The organism is Acidovorax sp. 59 (assembly GCF_002754175.1).
In the GTDB taxonomy this organism is placed as follows: Bacteria; Pseudomonadota; Gammaproteobacteria; order Burkholderiales; family Burkholderiaceae_C; genus Acidovorax; species Acidovorax delafieldii.
Genome location: NZ_PEET01000001.1, coordinates 42,748 through 59,414, shown reverse-complemented (window position 1 = coordinate 59,414; position 16,667 = coordinate 42,748). Strand labels below are relative to the sequence as shown.

General features: G+C 66.6%; 17 protein-coding genes. 10 read left to right on the top strand and 7 right to left on the bottom strand.

Annotated features, from left to right (window positions below; all coding sequences use genetic code 11):
• Positions 1-5: 5 nt before the first annotated feature.
• From CLU87_RS00335 to CLU87_RS00320, 4 genes are read right to left on the bottom strand one after another with little or no spacing between them, the layout of a single operon-like run.
• Positions 6-947 carry a VOC family protein gene (locus CLU87_RS00335; RefSeq protein WP_099729120.1) on the bottom strand — a complete coding sequence of 314 codons (942 nt, stop codon included), beginning with the start codon at positions 945-947 and terminating at the stop codon, positions 6-8.
• Positions 948-985: 38 nt separating this feature from the next.
• On the bottom strand, positions 986-2,158 hold the full coding sequence (locus CLU87_RS00330; RefSeq protein WP_099729119.1) for a S9 family peptidase: 1,173 nt from the start codon (positions 2,156-2,158) through the stop codon (positions 986-988).
• Positions 2,159-2,169: 11 nt separating this feature from the next.
• The gene (locus tag CLU87_RS00325) at positions 2,170-2,658 is read right to left on the bottom strand and encodes a hypothetical protein (RefSeq protein ID WP_099729118.1); all 489 of its coding nucleotides are present in this window, start codon (positions 2,656-2,658) and stop codon (positions 2,170-2,172) included.
• 25 nt (positions 2,659-2,683) lie between these two features.
• The gene (locus tag CLU87_RS00320; protein ID WP_082522512.1) at positions 2,684-3,595 is read right to left on the bottom strand and encodes a transporter; all 912 of its coding nucleotides are present in this window, start codon (positions 3,593-3,595) and stop codon (positions 2,684-2,686) included.
• A gap of 266 nt (positions 3,596-3,861) precedes the next feature.
• Here CLU87_RS00320 and CLU87_RS00315 point away from each other — a divergent pair, with 266 nt between their 5' ends.
• Together CLU87_RS00315 and CLU87_RS00310 are read left to right on the top strand one after the other, a co-directional pair.
• The gene (locus CLU87_RS00315) at positions 3,862-4,773 is read left to right on the top strand and encodes a LysR family transcriptional regulator (RefSeq protein WP_056065468.1); all 912 of its coding nucleotides are present in this window, start codon (positions 3,862-3,864) and stop codon (positions 4,771-4,773) included.
• Between the two features lie 147 nt (positions 4,774-4,920).
• Positions 4,921-5,835 (top strand): EamA family transporter, encoded by a 915-nt coding sequence (locus tag CLU87_RS00310; protein ID WP_056065464.1) that lies wholly within the window; start codon positions 4,921-4,923, stop codon positions 5,833-5,835.
• Positions 5,836-5,853: 18 nt separating this feature from the next.
• Here CLU87_RS00310 and CLU87_RS00305 read toward each other — a convergent pair whose 3' ends face one another.
• Positions 5,854-6,369 carry an Lrp/AsnC family transcriptional regulator gene (locus CLU87_RS00305; RefSeq protein WP_099729117.1) on the bottom strand — a complete coding sequence of 172 codons (516 nt, stop codon included), beginning with the start codon at positions 6,367-6,369 and terminating at the stop codon, positions 5,854-5,856.
• Between the two features lie 162 nt (positions 6,370-6,531).
• Here CLU87_RS00305 and CLU87_RS00300 point away from each other — a divergent pair, with 162 nt between their 5' ends.
• On the top strand, positions 6,532-7,548 hold the full coding sequence (locus tag CLU87_RS00300) for a 1-aminocyclopropane-1-carboxylate deaminase (RefSeq protein WP_056065818.1): 1,017 nt from the start codon (positions 6,532-6,534) through the stop codon (positions 7,546-7,548).
• 124 nt (positions 7,549-7,672) lie between these two features.
• Positions 7,673-8,671 (top strand): tripartite tricarboxylate transporter substrate binding protein, encoded by a 999-nt coding sequence (locus tag CLU87_RS00295; protein ID WP_099729116.1) that lies wholly within the window; start codon positions 7,673-7,675, stop codon positions 8,669-8,671.
• A 36-nt stretch (positions 8,672-8,707) separates the two neighbouring features.
• Here the strand turns inward: CLU87_RS00295 and CLU87_RS00290 are convergent, their stop codons facing one another.
• Both CLU87_RS00290 and CLU87_RS00285 read right to left on the bottom strand, forming a co-directional pair.
• Positions 8,708-10,648, bottom strand: coding sequence for an MFS transporter (locus tag CLU87_RS00290; protein WP_099729115.1), 1,941 nt, complete (start codon positions 10,646-10,648; stop codon positions 8,708-8,710).
• Positions 10,649-10,703: 55 nt separating this feature from the next.
• Complete coding sequence (locus tag CLU87_RS00285) at positions 10,704-11,591, bottom strand: hypothetical protein (protein WP_233193671.1); 888 nt, start codon at positions 11,589-11,591, stop codon at positions 10,704-10,706.
• A 133-nt stretch (positions 11,592-11,724) separates the two neighbouring features.
• Between CLU87_RS00285 and CLU87_RS00280 the strand changes: the two genes are divergently transcribed.
• The 6 genes from CLU87_RS00280 to CLU87_RS00255 all read left to right on the top strand — a co-directional run bounded on the left by CLU87_RS00280 (position 11,725) and on the right by CLU87_RS00255 (position 16,582).
• Positions 11,725-12,456, top strand: a complete 732-nt coding sequence (locus tag CLU87_RS00280) for a helix-turn-helix transcriptional regulator (RefSeq protein WP_099729114.1) — start codon at positions 11,725-11,727, stop codon at positions 12,454-12,456.
• A gap of 288 nt (positions 12,457-12,744) precedes the next feature.
• On the top strand, positions 12,745-13,638 hold the full coding sequence (locus CLU87_RS23400) for a TetR/AcrR family transcriptional regulator (protein WP_099729113.1): 894 nt from the start codon (positions 12,745-12,747) through the stop codon (positions 13,636-13,638).
• Positions 13,635-14,210, top strand: coding sequence for a DUF2867 domain-containing protein (locus tag CLU87_RS00270; protein WP_099729112.1), 576 nt, complete (start codon positions 13,635-13,637; stop codon positions 14,208-14,210). The genes CLU87_RS23400 and CLU87_RS00270 overlap by 4 nt, the downstream gene beginning before the upstream one ends.
• Positions 14,197-15,528 carry an AarF/ABC1/UbiB kinase family protein gene (locus CLU87_RS00265; RefSeq protein ID WP_099729111.1) on the top strand — a complete coding sequence of 444 codons (1,332 nt, stop codon included), beginning with the start codon at positions 14,197-14,199 and terminating at the stop codon, positions 15,526-15,528. Before CLU87_RS00270 ends, CLU87_RS00265 begins: the two co-directional genes overlap by 14 nt.
• Positions 15,525-15,926, top strand: coding sequence for a hypothetical protein (locus tag CLU87_RS00260; protein WP_099729110.1), 402 nt, complete (start codon positions 15,525-15,527; stop codon positions 15,924-15,926). The genes CLU87_RS00265 and CLU87_RS00260 overlap by 4 nt, the downstream gene beginning before the upstream one ends.
• Before the next feature lie 203 nt (positions 15,927-16,129).
• A complete protein-coding gene (locus tag CLU87_RS00255) occupies positions 16,130-16,582 on the top strand; it encodes a YXWGXW repeat-containing protein (protein WP_099729109.1) in 453 nt (150 codons plus the stop codon).
• Positions 16,583-16,667 lie beyond the last annotated feature (85 nt).

Genomic DNA, 16,667 nt, shown 5'->3' with positions numbered 1-16,667 from the left:
CCAGCTCAATGGTGCGCCTGCGCTGGCGGCGGGCCCGAGGGCGCCCACTTCTCGCGGTGCTGAAACAGGAACAGCTGCGAGGCATCGGCGCTCATCGGCACCTCCCGCGGCGCCCAGGTGTTGTCGTGCTGGTCCATGTCTGCGTCGTATTCGACATGGCAGCCCAGGGGCGAGTTGAAGTACCAGAACCAGTTGCTGCCGAACCGGTGGCGCCCGGGGCCCCAGAAGCTCTGGTAGCCCTTCTCCACAAAGCGGGTACCAGCCAGCAGCAACTCTGTGGGGCCGCCCATGTGGAAGGTGAAGTGCTCGCAGCCTTTCATGAACGGGGGCGTCTGGATCATGAACAGCGTGTGGTGGTCTTGCGTGCCCGCAGGGCGCAGGAAGGGGCCGACGCCCGTGAACCGGTCTGTGCAGACAAAACCCAGGCGGGCATAAAACGCCTCGGCCTTGGCCGCGTCCGGAACGAAGTACACGACATGCGACAGCGAGCGGGGTCGCGCCACCAGGTCTGGCGGCAGACCCAGCGCGTTGGGAGCCCGCTGCGGCGCGGCCCCGGGGGCGTTGACGGATTCGGCAGGCATCGACAGCGGCTTGCGCACGGTGACCTGGAACGCGAGGGCAAAGCCCAGGTCGTCCGTGGTGCGCAGCACGTCGCCCTGGCGCACCACCACGCGGTCGCGGGTCAGTTCGGCCTCGATGGCATCGAGCGTGGCCGCGTCGGCTACGCCGTAGATGGTTTCGCGCAGCAGGCTGGCTGTGCCCAGCGAAGGCGGCAACGCCGGGTCGTCCTGAGCGCGTATCTCCACGGCTGTCCCGTCCAGTGCCTCGAAGCGCCCGCCCTGTGCTGTCACCCCGACCGGGGTCAGCCCGTAGTCCGTCAGGTATTGCGCGCAGGCGGCGATATCGTCCACGCCAAAAACCAGCGCGTCGGGTCCAATGATGTTCATCTCTTGATCCTTTGTGGTGTTAGTGGTGCGGTGGGGCTTCAAGCCCTGCAGGCGGTGTGTCCGCCCAGGACTTCTGCCACCCAATCCGCGATGTAGTGGCCCGCATTGATGCTGTTGTCAAAGCTCGCGTGCTGCGAGCCGCCTTCGCGGTCGGTGAACACCTTGAGTTCTCGCCGGGGGCTGTTGACCAGCTGCTCGTAGGTGCGGTGCGCCCACTTCAGCGGGATTTGCGAATCACGCTCGCCGTGCGTGACCAGGAAAGGCACGCGGATCTTCTCGACCACGCCGTCCAGGTGCACGTTCTGCGCGATCCGCATGAAGTCGTCGATGTCCTTGGCACCCCATACCCAGCACACGTGGGCCCAGTAGTGCGGCACCGGGAAGTCGCCTTCTTTCTGCAAGCGGCGTTCTTGCACGTCCCGCCAGTCGTGGTTCGCGCCCCAGGCCACGCCGCAGGCGAAGCGCGGCTCCATCGCCACACTGCGCGGGCAGTAGTAGCCCCCCAGGGACACACCTTCGCAGCCGATGCGCTTCGGGTCCACGGCGGGGTGTTGCTCCAGCCAGTCCACCACGCGGCTGGCCCAGTGCTCGGTGTCGTACCGCGCGGTCAGTCCGTGAAGGCGCAGGGCTTCGCCGGTCCCTGGCTGATCCACCACCAGGGAGGACACGCCACGGTGGGCCAGCCACGCAGGCAGTCCGACCAGGTGCTTCATTTCCTTGGTCGAGTCCAGCCCGTTGAGCTGCACCAGAATCGGCGCCCGCTGGCCCGGCCGGAGCCCCTTGGCCGGGTAATAGAGGGCAGAGAGGTGGGTTCCCTCGTACGGAATTTCCACGCGCTCCACTGGATCGCCCAGCAGGGCCGAGCCTTTGAGGAACAGCTCCAGTTCGCGGCGGTAGATGGCCAGGCGGCCCGGTGCGTTGTGCGCCTGCAGCCGCTCAGCGGTGATCAGGTAGCTCGCAGCGCGCCGGTACTTCTCACCGGCCGAAAGCATGCGACCCCGGGCTTCGTCTTCTTCGGCCAGTCCGCAGAGCTTGTCGGCCATGCGCACCCAGGTCTCGCGAAAGGCCTGCGTGCCAGCAGCATCCGGGGCCTTGGCGGCCTCTTGCAGGGGGGCGCACATCTCCTCGATCTCGCCGATGCGCGCGCCCATTTCAATGGCGAGATCGACGGACAGGTTCCAGACGTAGTTGGTGGGGAAATACTTGAACATCTATTTCAGACTCAGGGTTGGGAACTGCGGGGGCGCGGCGTGATGCCGATGCTGGCGAAGAAGCGGGCCGTGGCGGGGTCTGCGAAGTCCGGCACAAAGCGGAAGGCCCGGATCTGGCCGCCCTCGATGCGCAGCACATCGCTGCCAACGATGCGCTCCACGCCCGCCTGCTCGTACAGCGGGCTGCGCACCTCCAGCCGGGCGGTCAACTCACTGGCGCGCACCTCCACCGAAAGCACGGCGAGCCGTGCGCGCGGCTGCACCACGGTCTGGTCGATGTAGAGCGCCAGGCAGGTCGGGTTGTCCATCGGCGCAGTGCAAGCCGGGTAGTCCGATCGCTCGACATCCGGGGCGATCAGCGCACGCACCGCACCCATGTCTGCCGCGTGCACGGCCTGCACATAGCGGTCGAAAACCGCCTGCGGCTCAGCGGGCGCGGCTGCATGGACCAGCGCGCTGGCGGCGAGCAGCGGGGACGCCATCAGGTAATTCTTCATCATGGTGTGCCGTGCGAGATGCGCGAGGTCAGTGCTTGATCCACAGCGGAATGGCGATCCCGATGCCCAGCACGTTGTTCTTGGTGGTATTGGCGGCGTAGAGGCCCCGCTGGTAGCTCAGGCTCACGCTGAAGGGGCCGGCGTTGTAGTTGAGCGAGGGCCCCAGCGCAAAGCTGCGTGCGCGGTTGTCCTGGATGGTGGCGCCGCCTTGCTTGTCGTCCGTGAACTGGTGAAGGTACGAACCCACCATGCCCATCTTCCAGGGGCCGACGTTCCAGCCAGCGGTGAATTCGCCCACATAGCCGCTGCCCGAGCGGTAATGGGTGGTGCTGTTTTCACGGTTCACCATCAGGCGGTTGATGAGGCCAATATCCAGGCCGCTCGGATCGGTGTGGCGAATCCCGAGCACCGGCTGGACCGAGGTGTAGCCGGTGGACACGCTGGGCCGGTGCGGGTCGTAGGAGCCATTGGGCAGCGCGATGTCCAGGCCCGCCACGGCATAGGTCTTGTCTGTCAGGCTCCAGCGCAGCACGGCGGGCGAGACGGTGATGTTGGCCACCCCGCTGTGCCGCTCGCTGTGGCCGGCGACGTCGGTGCGCAAGGAGACGGCAGGAATCACCAGCTGCGAATACAGCCGCGCGCCCAGCACCGTCATGTCGTAGGACGCCAGCAGCCGCGTGGTGGCCGAGGTTGCGCTCAGCTTGAACGGGATGGGTCGCTTGTCACCGTGGTTGTCATACAGACCGCTGGAGGTGGTGTGGTGCACCTGCTCCAGCACAAACAACCCGGGAATGGGCGGCAGGCCGGCCACGTATTCGCCGGTCGATCCGACCGGGAAGGGCGACACGCCCCCTTCGAAAGCCTGGGCCTGGGGTGCACCCAGCAGGCTCAGCAACATGCAGCCCGCCGCCTGCCCGGCGCGGGAAAGTACCGTCTTCATCGTTGTCTCCTTTTTCTACGCATCCAGCCAGGCTGGGCGTGTTTTCGCTTTGCTCGACAGGGCCTCGGTAGCACAGGTGGGCCCCTCATCGGGTCTGCCAGGTGGCAGGACGGGAGCGAGATTAAGATCGGCCTTAACTTAGATCAAATGGATTGATTCCATTCGAAGTATTGATCCCATGAATACATCAAGAACTCTGCGGGCCCCTGTTGCATCTGGCTGGGAGCGCGGAAGAAACCACATACCTTGATCGATCCCTGCTGCCCATGCGCTTTAACAAACTGGACCTGAACCTGCTCGTGGCACTGGACGCCCTGCTCACCGAACGCAGCATCAGCCGCGCCGGGGAACGCCTGCACCTGAGCCAGCCCGCCACCAGCAACGCCCTGGCGCGCCTGCGCACCTATTTCGACGATGAGCTGCTGGTGCAGCAAGGCCGCACCATGGTGCTGACGCCGCGTGCCGAGGGGCTGCTGGACCCCGTGCGCGAGGTCCTGATGCGCATCGACAGCACCATCGCAGAAAAGCCCCGGTTCGACCCCGCCACATCCACCCGCAGCTTCACCCTGCTGGTGTCCGATTTCACGACCACGGTGCTCATGCAACCGCTGATCGAGCAGCTGTTTCAGGAAGCGCCAGGGGTGCAACTGCACCTGCGTGCGCAGAACAACCGGCCTGTCGAGCAGCTGGAGGAATACGGGGCCGACGTCCTCATCATTCCCGAGCAATACGCCTCGCCCAGGCACCCGAGCGTCACGCTGTTCGAGGAAACCTACCTGTGCATCACCTGGGAGGGAAACCCCCACATCTCCGAAGCGCTGAGCTTTGACGACTACCTGGCCGCCGGCCATGTGGTGGCCGACTATTCGGGCGCGCGGCACATCCCGGCGTTCGACGGCTGGTTTCTCGAACGCTTTGGCGTGAAGCGCCGCATCGAGATCTCGGCGCCCACCATGGCCGCCCTGCCCAGCCTGGTGATTGGCACCCACCGTGTGGCCACGGTGCACAAACGCATCGCCCTGCGTGCCGTTCAGCTCGGCCTGCCCGTGCGCATCTGGGAGCCGCCCCTGGAGATTCCGCCCATGCGCCAGAAGCTGCAGTGGCACCGGCACCGCGACAAGGACCCTGGGCTGGAGTGGCTGCGCGAGCGGGCCATGGCCGTGGCCGCGCGCATCTAGCCCACGCATGCCGCTGCGCTGCAGTGCGGTGCGTGGGGGGGTGCGCAAAATGTCCCGTTTTGATCGGAAACCTGGCCGAACACCGCCGCTATGGCCGAGGTGTGCAAGCCACAATCGGAGCCCGTCCACGGCCACTTCCGCAACACCATGCCCTCTTCCCTGCGCCCCCGCGACCTCGCCCTGGCCCTGCTCGTCATCGTGGTCTGGGGCCTCAATTTCGCCGTCATCAAGGTGGGCGTGGCCGGTGTGCCGCCCCTGCTGCTGGGCGCGCTGCGCTACCTGCTCGCAGCCTTCCCCGCACTGCTATTCGTCAAGCCTCCCAAGGTGCCCCTGCGGCTGTACCTGCTGTACGGCATGACCATGGCGGTGGGGCAGTTTGCGCTGCTGTTCACCGCCATCCACATCGGCATGCCCTCGGGCCTGGCGTCGCTGGTGCTGCAGTCGCAATCGTTCTTCACCCTGCTGCTGGCGGCGTGGTGGCTGCGCGAAAAATGGCATGGCAACCAGGTGGCGGGCCTGGCGCTGGCAGGCTGCGGGCTGGTGCTGATCGGGAGTGCGCATGGGGCCTCCATGCCCCTGGCAGGCTTTGCGCTGACCGTGGCGGCGGCGGCGATGTGGGGCTGCGGCAATATCGTCACGCGTGCCGTGGGGCGGTATGGGCCAATGAACCAGTTTGCATTCATCGTCTGGTCCAGCGTAGTGGCGCCGCTGCCTTTTGTGGCGCTGTCGCTGTGGCTGGACGGGCCCGCCACGGTGTGGGCGGCCGTGCAGCACCTGTCCTTCCAATCGATGGCCGCCGTGGCCTATATCGCGTGGATTTCGACGCTGCTGGGTTTCGGGCTGTGGACCTACCTCATGTCGCGCTACCCCGTGAACCGCGTGGCGCCCTTCACGCTGCTGGTGCCCGTGGTGGGCCTGACCACGGGCTGGGTGGCGTTTGGCGAGCAGTTGCTGCCGGTGCACTTTGCAGGCGCCGGGCTCTTGATGGCGGGCTTGGTAGTCAACGTGTTTGGCGGCCCGGCCTGGGCGGCCATGATGGGACGGCTGCGCGGCGCCCAGTAGACGGTCGGACGCAGGCCGCTACACCGCCAGCGGCAACTCGGTGGTCGAGAGCACGTTGCGCAGCACCATGAACGAGCGGACCTGCCGCACCCCCGGCAGGTAGAGCAGCTGCTCGGCATGCAGGCGGTTGAAGCTGTCGTTGTCGCGCGTGCGCACCAGCATGAAGTAGTCGAACTCGCCGGTGACCACATGGCATTCCATGCAGCCGGATACCTTGGCCGCCGCCTTTTCAAACTCGGCAAATGAATCGGGCGTGGAGCGGTCCAGCACCACCCCAATCATCACCAGCATTCCCGCACCCACCGCCTGAGGGTTGAGCAGCGCCACCACCTTATCGATGAGTCCCAGGCGCCTGAGGCGCTCCACCCGGCGCAGGCAGGCGGGCGGGCTCAGATGCACCTTCTCGGCCAGTGCCACGTTGGAGAGCGACGCATCACGCTGCAGCTGCCGCAGGATGGCTTTGTCGGTGCGGTCCAGCTCGGCCGAGACATCGGCCTGCGGCGCATTCTTGGGACGAACTTTTGTTGCGCTCATAGGTCACCCAGAGAAATATTTATCCCTCACATTCTGATCCATCAACCTGAAACACTGAAATTTTGGAAAATTTTGCAACCACTTGACGCGCGTGTTTTTCTACGATGAAGGCACTGCAAGCCCCCCCGCTTGCGCCTCCTCTTCATCGACCGGAACACCGCCATGAACCTGCAGAAATTTGCCCGCCACCCGCTCACCTTCGGCCCCTCTCCCATCACGGCGCTGCCGCGCCTGTCGGCCCACCTCGGCGGCAAGGTGCACCTGTATGCCAAACGCGAGGACTGCAACTCGGGCCTCGCCTTCGGCGGCAACAAGACGCGCAAGCTCGAATACCTGATCCCCGAGGCCATCGCAGGCGGCTACGACACACTGGTCTCCATCGGCGGCATCCAGTCCAACCAGACGCGCCAGGTGGCCGCCGTGGCTGCACACCTGGGCATGAAGTGCGTGCTGGTGCAAGAGAACTGGGTCAACTACTCCGACGCGGTGTACGACCGCGTGGGCAACATCGAGATGAGCCGCATCATGGGCGCCGACGTACGCCTGGACGCAGCGGGCTTTGACATCGGCATCCGCCCCAGCTGGGAGCAGGCCATGGAGGACGTGAAGAAGGCCGGTGGCAAGCCCTTCCCCATCCCCGCAGGCTGCTCCGAGCACCCGTACGGCGGCCTGGGCTTCGTGGGCTTTGCCGAAGAAGTGCGCCAGCAAGAAAAAGAGCTGGGCTTCCAGTTCGACTACATCGTCGTGTGCTCGGTCACGGGCAGCACGCAGGCGGGCATGGTGGTGGGCTTTGCGGCCGACGGCCGAGCGCGCAAGGTGATCGGCATCGACGCCTCCGCCAAGCCCGAAAAAACCCATGCCCAGGTGCTGCGCATCGCACAGAACACGGCCAAGCTGGTGGAACTGGACCAGGAGATCACGGCCGAGGACGTGATCCTGGACACCCGCTACGGCGGCCCCGAGTACGGCCTGCCCAACGAGGGCACGCTCGAAGCCATCCGCCTGTGCGCCCGCCAGGAGGGCATGCTGACCGACCCGGTGTACGAAGGCAAGTCCATGCACGGAATGATCGATATGGTGCGCAAGGGCGAATTCCCCGAAGGCTCCCGCGTGCTCTATGCGCACCTGGGAGGGGTGCCGGCGTTGAACGCCTACAGCTTTCTTTTTCGCAACGGCTGATGCGTCCAGCGAGCAGCGACGGCTGGCACAGCTGGCCGGGCTGTCGTTGATCTGAGCACCTGTTCAAAGGGCCCTTGACCGCCAGGCAAGGGCCCCGCCCGTACCCCCGATCCAAGGAGCCCCCATGAAGTGCTTGCAGCTTGTCAGTCGGCGTAGCGTGATCCTCGTGGCGGCAGCCGCCGCGGGGCTGGGACTCTGCACGTGGCGGCTCGCCCATGCCGACGGTTATCCCGCCAAGCCGGTGCAGTTGGTCGTGCCCTTTCCGCCGGGGGGCGCCGTGGACATCGTGGGCCGCACCATCAGCAAGAAGCTGGGCGACCGCCTGGGCCAGCCCATCGTGGTCGAGAACAAGGCGGGCGCGGGCACCGTGGTCGGCGCGGCGTATGTGGCCAATGCGCCTGCCGATGGCTACACGCTGCTGATCAGTTCTGGCTCCACCTTCACCGTAAACCCCGCGCTGAACGCCAAGCTGCCCTACGATCCCGTCAAAAGCTACGAGCCCGTCGGCCTCGTCGCCCGTGTGCCCCTGATTCTGCTGGCCCACCGCGATGTGCCGGTCAACAACCTCCGGCAGCTGATCGCTGCCGTTCAGCGCACGCCCGACAAGTTCTCCTACGGCTCGTTTGGCAACGGCACCACGGGGCATTTCGCAGCCGAGCTGACCTGGTCGGCCGCGGGCATCAAGCTGATGCACGTGCCTTACCGGGGCAGCGCCCCCGCCATGGCCGACCTGATGGGCGGGCAGATCCCCTTCACCATCGACACCGTGGCGGCAGCGCTGCCACAGCTCAAGGCAGGCAAGATCAAGGCCATTGCCGTCACGGGCGCCACGCGGGCCACGCAGCTGCCCGACGTGCCTACCGTGGCAGAAAGTGGCTTCCCGGGGTTCTCGGCCGATTCCTGGCTGGCCGTAGTCGCGCCGCGCGGCCTGCCCGCCGAGGCCAAGGCCAAATTGCACAAGGCCCTAGCCGAGACCCTGGCGGACGCCGAAATCCGCAGCAAGCTCATCGCCGCAGGGCTGGAGCCGTCTTACGCCACGGGCGATGCCGTGCTGGCGCAGATCGAAGACGAGTTGCCACGCATGCGCGCCATTGCCCAGCGCGCGCAAATTCGGGCGGACTGAACCCGCCCAGCCACGGGCGGCTTGCACTCTTGGCCGTCAGGCCGCCAGCAGCTTCTGCACCCGCTCGCGCAGCAGTGTGGGCTGCACCTCGGTCGATGCCACGGCAGAGCCCACATTCAGCCCCACGCGGCTGTAGAACCCCCGGCGAAACGGCCGCACCATGGCGCCACCCTTTTCAATGCGGCTGAAGTACGAGCCCCACAGATTGGTCAGCGCCATGGGAATCACCGGGGCCTCCACACCCTCTTCGCGCGCCCGCTCGATGATCTTCATGATGCCGCCCTTGAATTCCTGCAGCTGCCCGTCCTTGGTGATGCCACCTTCAGGAAAGATGGCCAGCAGATCGCCTTCGCGCAACACCTGGGCCGCGCGGTCAAAGGCGGCTTCGTAGGTCTTCGGGTCTTCCTTGTACGGCGCAATCGGGATCGCCTTGGCCAGGCGGAACAGCCAGCCCAGCACGGGCACGCGGAAGATGCGGTGGTCCATCACGAAGTAGATGGGGCGCGGGCTGGCCGCCATGAGCAGCACCGCATCCACAAAGCTCACGTGGTTGCACGCCAAGATGGCTGCGCCGGTGGACGGCAGGTTCTCGTCACCTTGCACCTTGAAGCGGTACACGAACCGCGAAGACACCCAGGCGACGAAGCGCAGCAGGTACTCGGGCACCAGCATGAAGATATAGAACGCCACCACGGCGTTGGCCAGGCCGGTGAAAAGGAAAATCTGCGGCACCGTGAAACCCGTGCCCAGCAAGGCGCCGGCGATGAGCGAACTGCCGATCATGAACAGCGCGTTCAGGATGTTGTTGGCCGCGATGATGCGCGCACGGTGCGTGGGCTGGCTGCGCATCTGGATCAGTGCATACATGGGCACGCTGTACAGGCCCGCAAACAGGCTGAGCAGCGCCAGGTCCAGCATCACGCGCCAGTGCGCGCCCTGGGCCATGAAGGCGGCCAGGCCCATGATCTCGGACGCCGGCAGGCTGCGCGACGCGAAGTACAGGTCGATGGAGAACACGCTCATGCCGATGGCGCCCAGCGGCACCAGGCCGATCTCGACATGGCGGCGCGAGAGCACCTCGCACAGCAGCGAGCCCACACCAATGCCGATGGAGAACACCACCAGCAGCAGCGACGCCACCTGCTCGTTGCCATGCAGCACGTTCTTGGCCAGGCTGGGGAACTGGCTCAGAAACACCGCGCCAAAGAACCACATCCAGCTGATGCCCAGCAGCGAGCGGAACACCACGATGTTCTCGTGCGCCAGCTTGAGGTTGCGCCAGGTTTCTGTGAAGGGATTCCAGTTGATGGTGAGCCCCGGGTCGGTGGCCGGCACCGAGGGGATGAACTGCGCCACCGCGCGCCCGACCAGTGCAGCCACCACACAGGCCACGGCCACCGTGGTGTGGCCAATGCCCGGGATGGCCACCAGCAGTCCACCCGCCACATTGCCCAGCAGGATGGCCACAAACGTGCCCATCTCGACCATGCCGTTGCCGCCCGTCAGCTCACGCTCGTTGAGCACCTGGGGCATGTAGGCAAACTTGACCGGGCCAAACAGCGTGGAGTGCACGCCCATCAAGAAGGTGCACAGCAGCAGGATGGGGATATTGCCCGCGATGAAACCCACGGCCGCCACCAGCATGATGGCGATCTCCAGGTTCTTCACGAAGCGAATCATCTTCGTCTTGTCGTACTTGTCGGTCAGCTGGCCCGACGTGGCCGAGAACAGCAAGAACGGCAGGATGAACAGGGCGCCGATCACCAGCCCCGCCATGGCCGGCGGCAGCCAGTCCACACTGAGCTGGTAGGTCACCATCACCGTGAAGGCGAACTTGAAGAGGTTGTCGTTGGCCGCTCCAGAGAACTGGGTCCAGAAGAATGGCGCAAACCGCCGCTGGCGCAGCAAGGCAAACTGGTTCGGGTCCTCGTGCGTGGGCGCTGGGGCCACGCTGGTGGAGGCGGTGTCGGGGCTCATGCGTTTCTCCTCGTTTCCGATGGGTTGGCTTGTTGGAATTTTCCGGACCTGCGCTTCATGCGCCGGATCTGCGGGCGACACCCACGGCGTGGGCGCCATTCTGCCCGGACGGCATGACCCGCGGCATCCCCGCCGCGTCACTGTGGCGCAAAGCCACCAGCGACCCCAGCGCCGTCAGCACCGGCCAGGCCGCGCCCGCCGCCAGCACATGCTTGAGGCTGTGGCCTGACACCCATCCGCTCGTGGCCTCGAACACCGAGTGGTCTGCCGCCTCCAGCAGCTTGGCCAGGGCGTACAGCACCACCACCACGCCCAGGTGCAGAGCCAGACCATCGACCCGGCGTGGAAGGCATGCCAGCACCAGCACCACGAGCAGACCACCCAGTTGCACCACGGCCCAGGGCAACAGGTTGCCGGTGTGCACCCAGACCCACACGGCCAGTGGCCCGGCCAGCAGCACGGAGCCTGCAGCGACCACGCCCGCCCGCGCGCTCACCCGGCTGGCCGCCGCCAGGCCCAGCAGCCCCGCAAAGGGCAGCACCATGCCCAAACGGTCCCACAGCAGGCCCGCGTCCTGCGGTTGCCAGTGGTACAGCGCCGAGCCTGCGGCGGTGCACAGCAGCCCGCCAAAGAACAGGGCGGCCAGCGCACGGGGGGTGGCGTCCAGAGCGCCCGACGGCACACGGCGCAGCACCCACCAACCCCATGCACCCGCCAACGCAAAGGCCAGGTTGCTCAACACATCGAGCGCACAGGGAATGCCCCACAACGTGCGCTGGTCGGCAAAGTCATGCTGGTGCTGACTGGCGGGCAGCCCCGGGCCAAACAGCGCCAGCGCGAGCAGCGCGGCCACGCCCAGCAGCAGGCCGGTTTCGGCACAGGACAGGCGCGGCAGCGTTGCCAGGCCGCGCAAACGAAGGGGAGTCACAGAAGCAATACGCATCACACACACCGTAGAAAGTGAACGATGCCGCGCAGTGTGGGCAGCGGCCGCATCGGCCGCCTCAAAAAGTCGCGCAAGGGGCTACCCACGCACCTTCGGGTATTGATAATCGATACCCAGGAGTCCCCAACCCATGAGCACGACCGCCGACCTTGTCACCGCCCTCAAAAAAGAACTCAAGACCGCGCAGATGACCTACGCCGACCTGGCGCAGGCGCTGGGCATGGCCGAGTCCAGCGTCAAGCGCATGCTGGCCAAGGGCGACATGCCGCTGTCGCGCATCGATGCCATCTGCCGCGCGCTGGCGCTGGACTTTGCCGACCTGGCGCGGCGCGTGGCCGACGAGCAGCCCTTGCTGAAAGAGCTGACCCACGAGCAGGAAAAAGCCGTGGTGGCGGACAAGAAGCTGCTGCTGATGGCAATTTGTGTGCTGAGCCAGTGGACGCTGGAGCAGGTGACCGGCTACTACCGCCTGACGGAGGCCGAAGGCATCAAGTACCTGGCGCAGCTGGACCGCATCGGCATCATCGAGCTGCGGCCGCTCAACCGCTACCGCCTCAAGCTGGCCAAGACCTTCCGCTGGCGCCCACATGGCCCGGTGATGAACTACTTCCGCGACCATGCGCTGCTGGACTACTTTGCGGGCGGCTTTGACGGACTGGGCGAAGGCGTGCTGCTGGTGCACGGCAACATCAGCCGCAGCCTGGCGCCCGCCTTCATGGAGCGCATGCAGCGCGTGGCGCAGGACTTTGCCCAGCAGCACCTGGCCGACCAGAAGCTGCCCGACCGCGAGCGCGAGGGCTACACCCTGCTGCTGGCGATGCGCAGCTGGGAGTTCGAGGCGTTTGCCAGCATGCGGCGGTAAGCCTGCCGTCGATTTCGCGGGCCCTGCAAGCGGCAGCCGTCGCTGCCAGCCAACTTCTGCCCTTGGTTGAGCGCAGTGGCCGCCTCACAGGTGCAGGGACTGGCCGCAGTGCCATGAACCAGCCTCCAATCACTATCCTTTTGATAGCAATCAGCGCATGAAATACCTGCGCTTGAGGCTAAAAACGCCTCAAAACCCCTGCTTGCGCCTTCGAAGAGGTGGCTTGACACCACAAACAGAAATAACTATTCTTTAAATTGAAAATTCAATCAATTTAAGAATAGTTAAATGAAAACCACCCGCCAACAACAAGACGCCACGCGCCGCCAGATCGTGGCCAGCGCGGTGGACCTCATGACCCGCCAGGGCTTTGACGGCACGACGATGAAAGACATCGCACGCGCCGCCGGCATTGGCGACGCCACGATCTACAAATACTTCCCCACCAAGGACCGCATCGTGCTGGGCTACCTGGACGACGTGGCCCACCAGGCGCTGGCCGACACGCTGCAGACGCCGGGCTTTGCGGGCTACGGCCTGCAAGAAAAGCTGCAGCGCCTGACCGATGCCGTGCTGGAGCGCCTGCTGGCCGACCGCGAGTTCGTGGCCCAGGTGCGCGGGCTGGCCAGGCGCTCGCCGCTGTCGATGCTGGCCGAGCCGCTGGCAGCGCGCCAAAACCTGCGCGATGCGGTGGCGAGCTTTCTGGAAGCCGCCGAGGCCAGCGGCGAGATCGAGCCCTGCGATTTCAAGGGCCTGGCGGGCAACCTCTACACCGACTACCTGGCGGGTGTGGTGAGCTACTGGCTGGCGGACACCTCCGACGAATTTGCCGACACCACGCAGCTGGTGGACCTGTCGCTGGGTGTGCTGGTGCAGGCGCTGCGCGGCGGGCTGGTCAACCGCGTGCTGCAACTGGGTGGCTTTGTGCTGCGCAGCCAGATGGCCCGCATGGTGCAACACGGCAGCGGCCTGATGGGCATGCTGCACATGGCCCAGCAGGCCATGGCCAGCGCCCCCACAGCCCGGGCACCCGCTCCCATGGCAGCCGCCGCCGCAAGCCCGGCCACCACGCCTTCGCCGCCCCCCCGAGCACCGCGCAAGCCCCGCGCTGCCACGCCCCCCACCGGGGCACCGGCCGCCCAGCCCAAAGCCACGCCCCGCAAGAAAAAGAGCGCTCCATGAATGCGACCCCTGCCCTCGCCGCGCCCACCACCGCGCGCGCCACACAAGTGCCGCCCGGCACCGCCATCCACGCCACACTGCCGGGCGCAGATTTTTTTGATGCCTACGAGGTGGCCGACCGGCACCCCACACGCTCTGCCCTGCAGTCGTGGCTGGACGTGGCGGCCCGTACCCCGGCATGGACCCGCGCCCTCATGTTCGTGCGCAACAAGGCCGTGCGCCTGGTGGGCCTGAAGGACCTGGGCCAGCTGCACGATGACCATCCACCCGCCAGTGGCCGGCCTCTGCGCGACGCGCGCAGTTACCGCGTGGGCGACCGCGTCGGCATCTTCCGCATCCGGCATCTGAGCGACACCGAGGTGGTGATGGGCCAGGACGACAAGCACCTGGACGTGCAGGTGTCCATCTGCAAACAGCCCGCCGCCCTTGACGCCACGCCCCGCGTGGTGCTGAGCACGGTGGTGCACATCCACAACACACTCGGCCATGCCTACATGGCGGTGATCACGCCGATCCACCGTGTCATAGCGCGCGGCACGGCGCAGCGCCTGGCAGACCATGGCCAAAACTGACTCGGAAGCACCCCGCACCGGCAAGCTGGCCCGCAGTGCCATCACGGGGCTCGCGGCCGCGCGCATCGGCATGGCCGAGCTTTCGCACCGCACGCGCAAGCGCTCGGCCCAGGCGCAGACCGAGCACGAGGCAGCGCTGGGCCGCATCCTGTTTGGTGCGCTGGGGCAGCTGCGCGGCTCAGCGCTCAAGGTGTCACAGCTGCTCAGCATGCACCCGGGCCTGCTGCCCGACGGTGTGCGCAGCGAACTGGCTCGCGCCCACCACCAGGCCCCGCCGCTCAACCGAGCCCTGGTGGGCCGCGTGTTCCGCCAGGCCTTCGGGCAGGAGCCAGAGGCGCTGTTCGACCACTTTGAACCCACTGCGTTTGCCGCCGCCAGCCTGGGCCAGGTGCACCGCGCGCAGCTGGCAGGCCACGGCACGGTGGCTGTCAAGGTGCAGTACCCCGGTATTGCCGCGACCATTGCAAGCGACATGCAACTGATGCGCGCCGCGCTGCGCGCGCTGGCCCACACCGACATGCCTTTGCCTGCGGATGCCGTACTGGACAGCGTGATGACCGAGATCGAGGCCACGCTGCTGCGCGAGGTGGACTACCTGCAGGAGGCTGAACAAATGCAGTGGTTCGCCCAGCACGCGGCCCGGCCGGGCGTGGTGATGGCGCAGCCCCTGCTCTCGCACACGCGCGCCCAGGTGCTCACGCAGCAGTTTCTGCCTGGCCAGCCGCTGCAGGCCTGGCTGGCCACACAGCCATCGCAGGCGCTGCGTGACCAGGCTGGGCAGCATCTGTGGGACTGGTTCATGCACTGCATTTTTGTGCTGGGGCGGGTGCATGCCGACCCGCATCCGGGCAACTTTCTGTTCGCGCCCGATGGCACGGTGGGCGTGCTCGACTTTGGCTGCACGCGTGTCCTGCCCAGCGCATTCCGGGCGCAGGTGGTGCAGGCGTGGTCGGCCCTGCTGCGCGCTCCCGCCGACCCCGCGCGCACCGCGCAGGTGCTGCAGGCCTACCAGGCGCTGGGGCTCTTGCGCAACGACCTGACCGTGCAGGCCTACACCAGCGAACTCGCCCCCGCACTGGCCGAGATGCAGGCCTGGCAGATGGAGCCCTTCACCCAGCCGGTGTTTGACTTTGGCACCAAGACACCGCCGCCCGTCACCCCCCGCCAGCACCAGCGCGTGCTGGGCCAGCACCTGGCCCAGGTCCCTGGCGAGATGCCCGCATTCGAGCGCATGTGGATGGGGCTGATGCACCTGCTGACGCAGCTGGGTGCCCGCGTGCACACCCGAGCCAACGAGGCGCTGGCCATTCACCCATGACCAACACGGCGCTGACCCTGGCGGCAGCCGGGCTGGCCCTGGTGGGTGTGGCCCATTCGGTGCTGGGCGAGCTTCTGTTGTTTCGCAGCCTGCGCACGCAGGGGCACCCAACGGCGGGGCGCATGGAGCCCGGCACTGCGCGGCAGGTGCTGCACACCCCGCACCTGCGCATCCTGTGGGGCACTTGGCATGTTGCATCGGTGCTGAGCTGGGCGTTGAGCGCCCTGCTCTGGCGCCTGGGCACCGCGCCTTGGGACGCTGCCCTGGGCGCCTGGGCCGCCGATGTGGTGGGCCTTGCCACCCTGGCCAGTGGCGTGCTGGTGTTCTTTGCCACGCATGGCAGACACCCGGCTTGGTGTGCGTTGCTGGTGATTGCGGCGCTGGTGTGGTGGCGCTGAAGCAAGCCATAGCGGGCAGGTGAATGGAGGAGGCCGACGCCGGATGCCTGAGCAGGCGTGACAAACATCACGCTGCAACCGTTTGCCTCCGAAGTCGGCGACACAACTTCACAAAGCTTCGCAATGGGACTACACCGGCTTGACGCAGCGTGCGCACCATGAAGTCTCCGGTTCCGCAAGGAATCACATCTGAGGAGAACCTTATGGCCCGCAAAGCACTTGCCGTCGTGTCCATCGCCCTGCTGTCGCTGGGCGCCGCGAGCGCGGCGCAGGCGCAGACCAGCGCCACCGTCGTCATCCAGGCTGGTACACCCGTCTACCGGCAACCCGCCCCGGTACTCGTGCAGTACCAGGCACCGCCCCCACCCCGCTACGAGGTGGCACCGCACCCGCGCCGCGGCATGGTGTGGGTGCCCGGCCACTGGGAGTGGCGCGGCCACCGCCATGTGTGGATGCAGGGCTACTGGGTGAAGGCCCGCCCGGGCTACCACTACCGCGAGCCCCGCTGGGTTGAACACGGCGGCCGGTGGAACATGCAGCCCGGGGGCTGGGACCGTGATGGCGACGGTGTGCCCAACCGCCATGACCGGGACCGCGATGGTGATGGCGTGCCTAACCGCTACGACCATCGCCCGGACAACCCGTACCGCCGTTAAGCCGAGGGGCGGCCGCCTGCGGTAGCGCGCAGGCCAGCCCCAGAGCGCCCCCCTGCGCCTACGCCAGGGGCGGCATCGCGCCTAC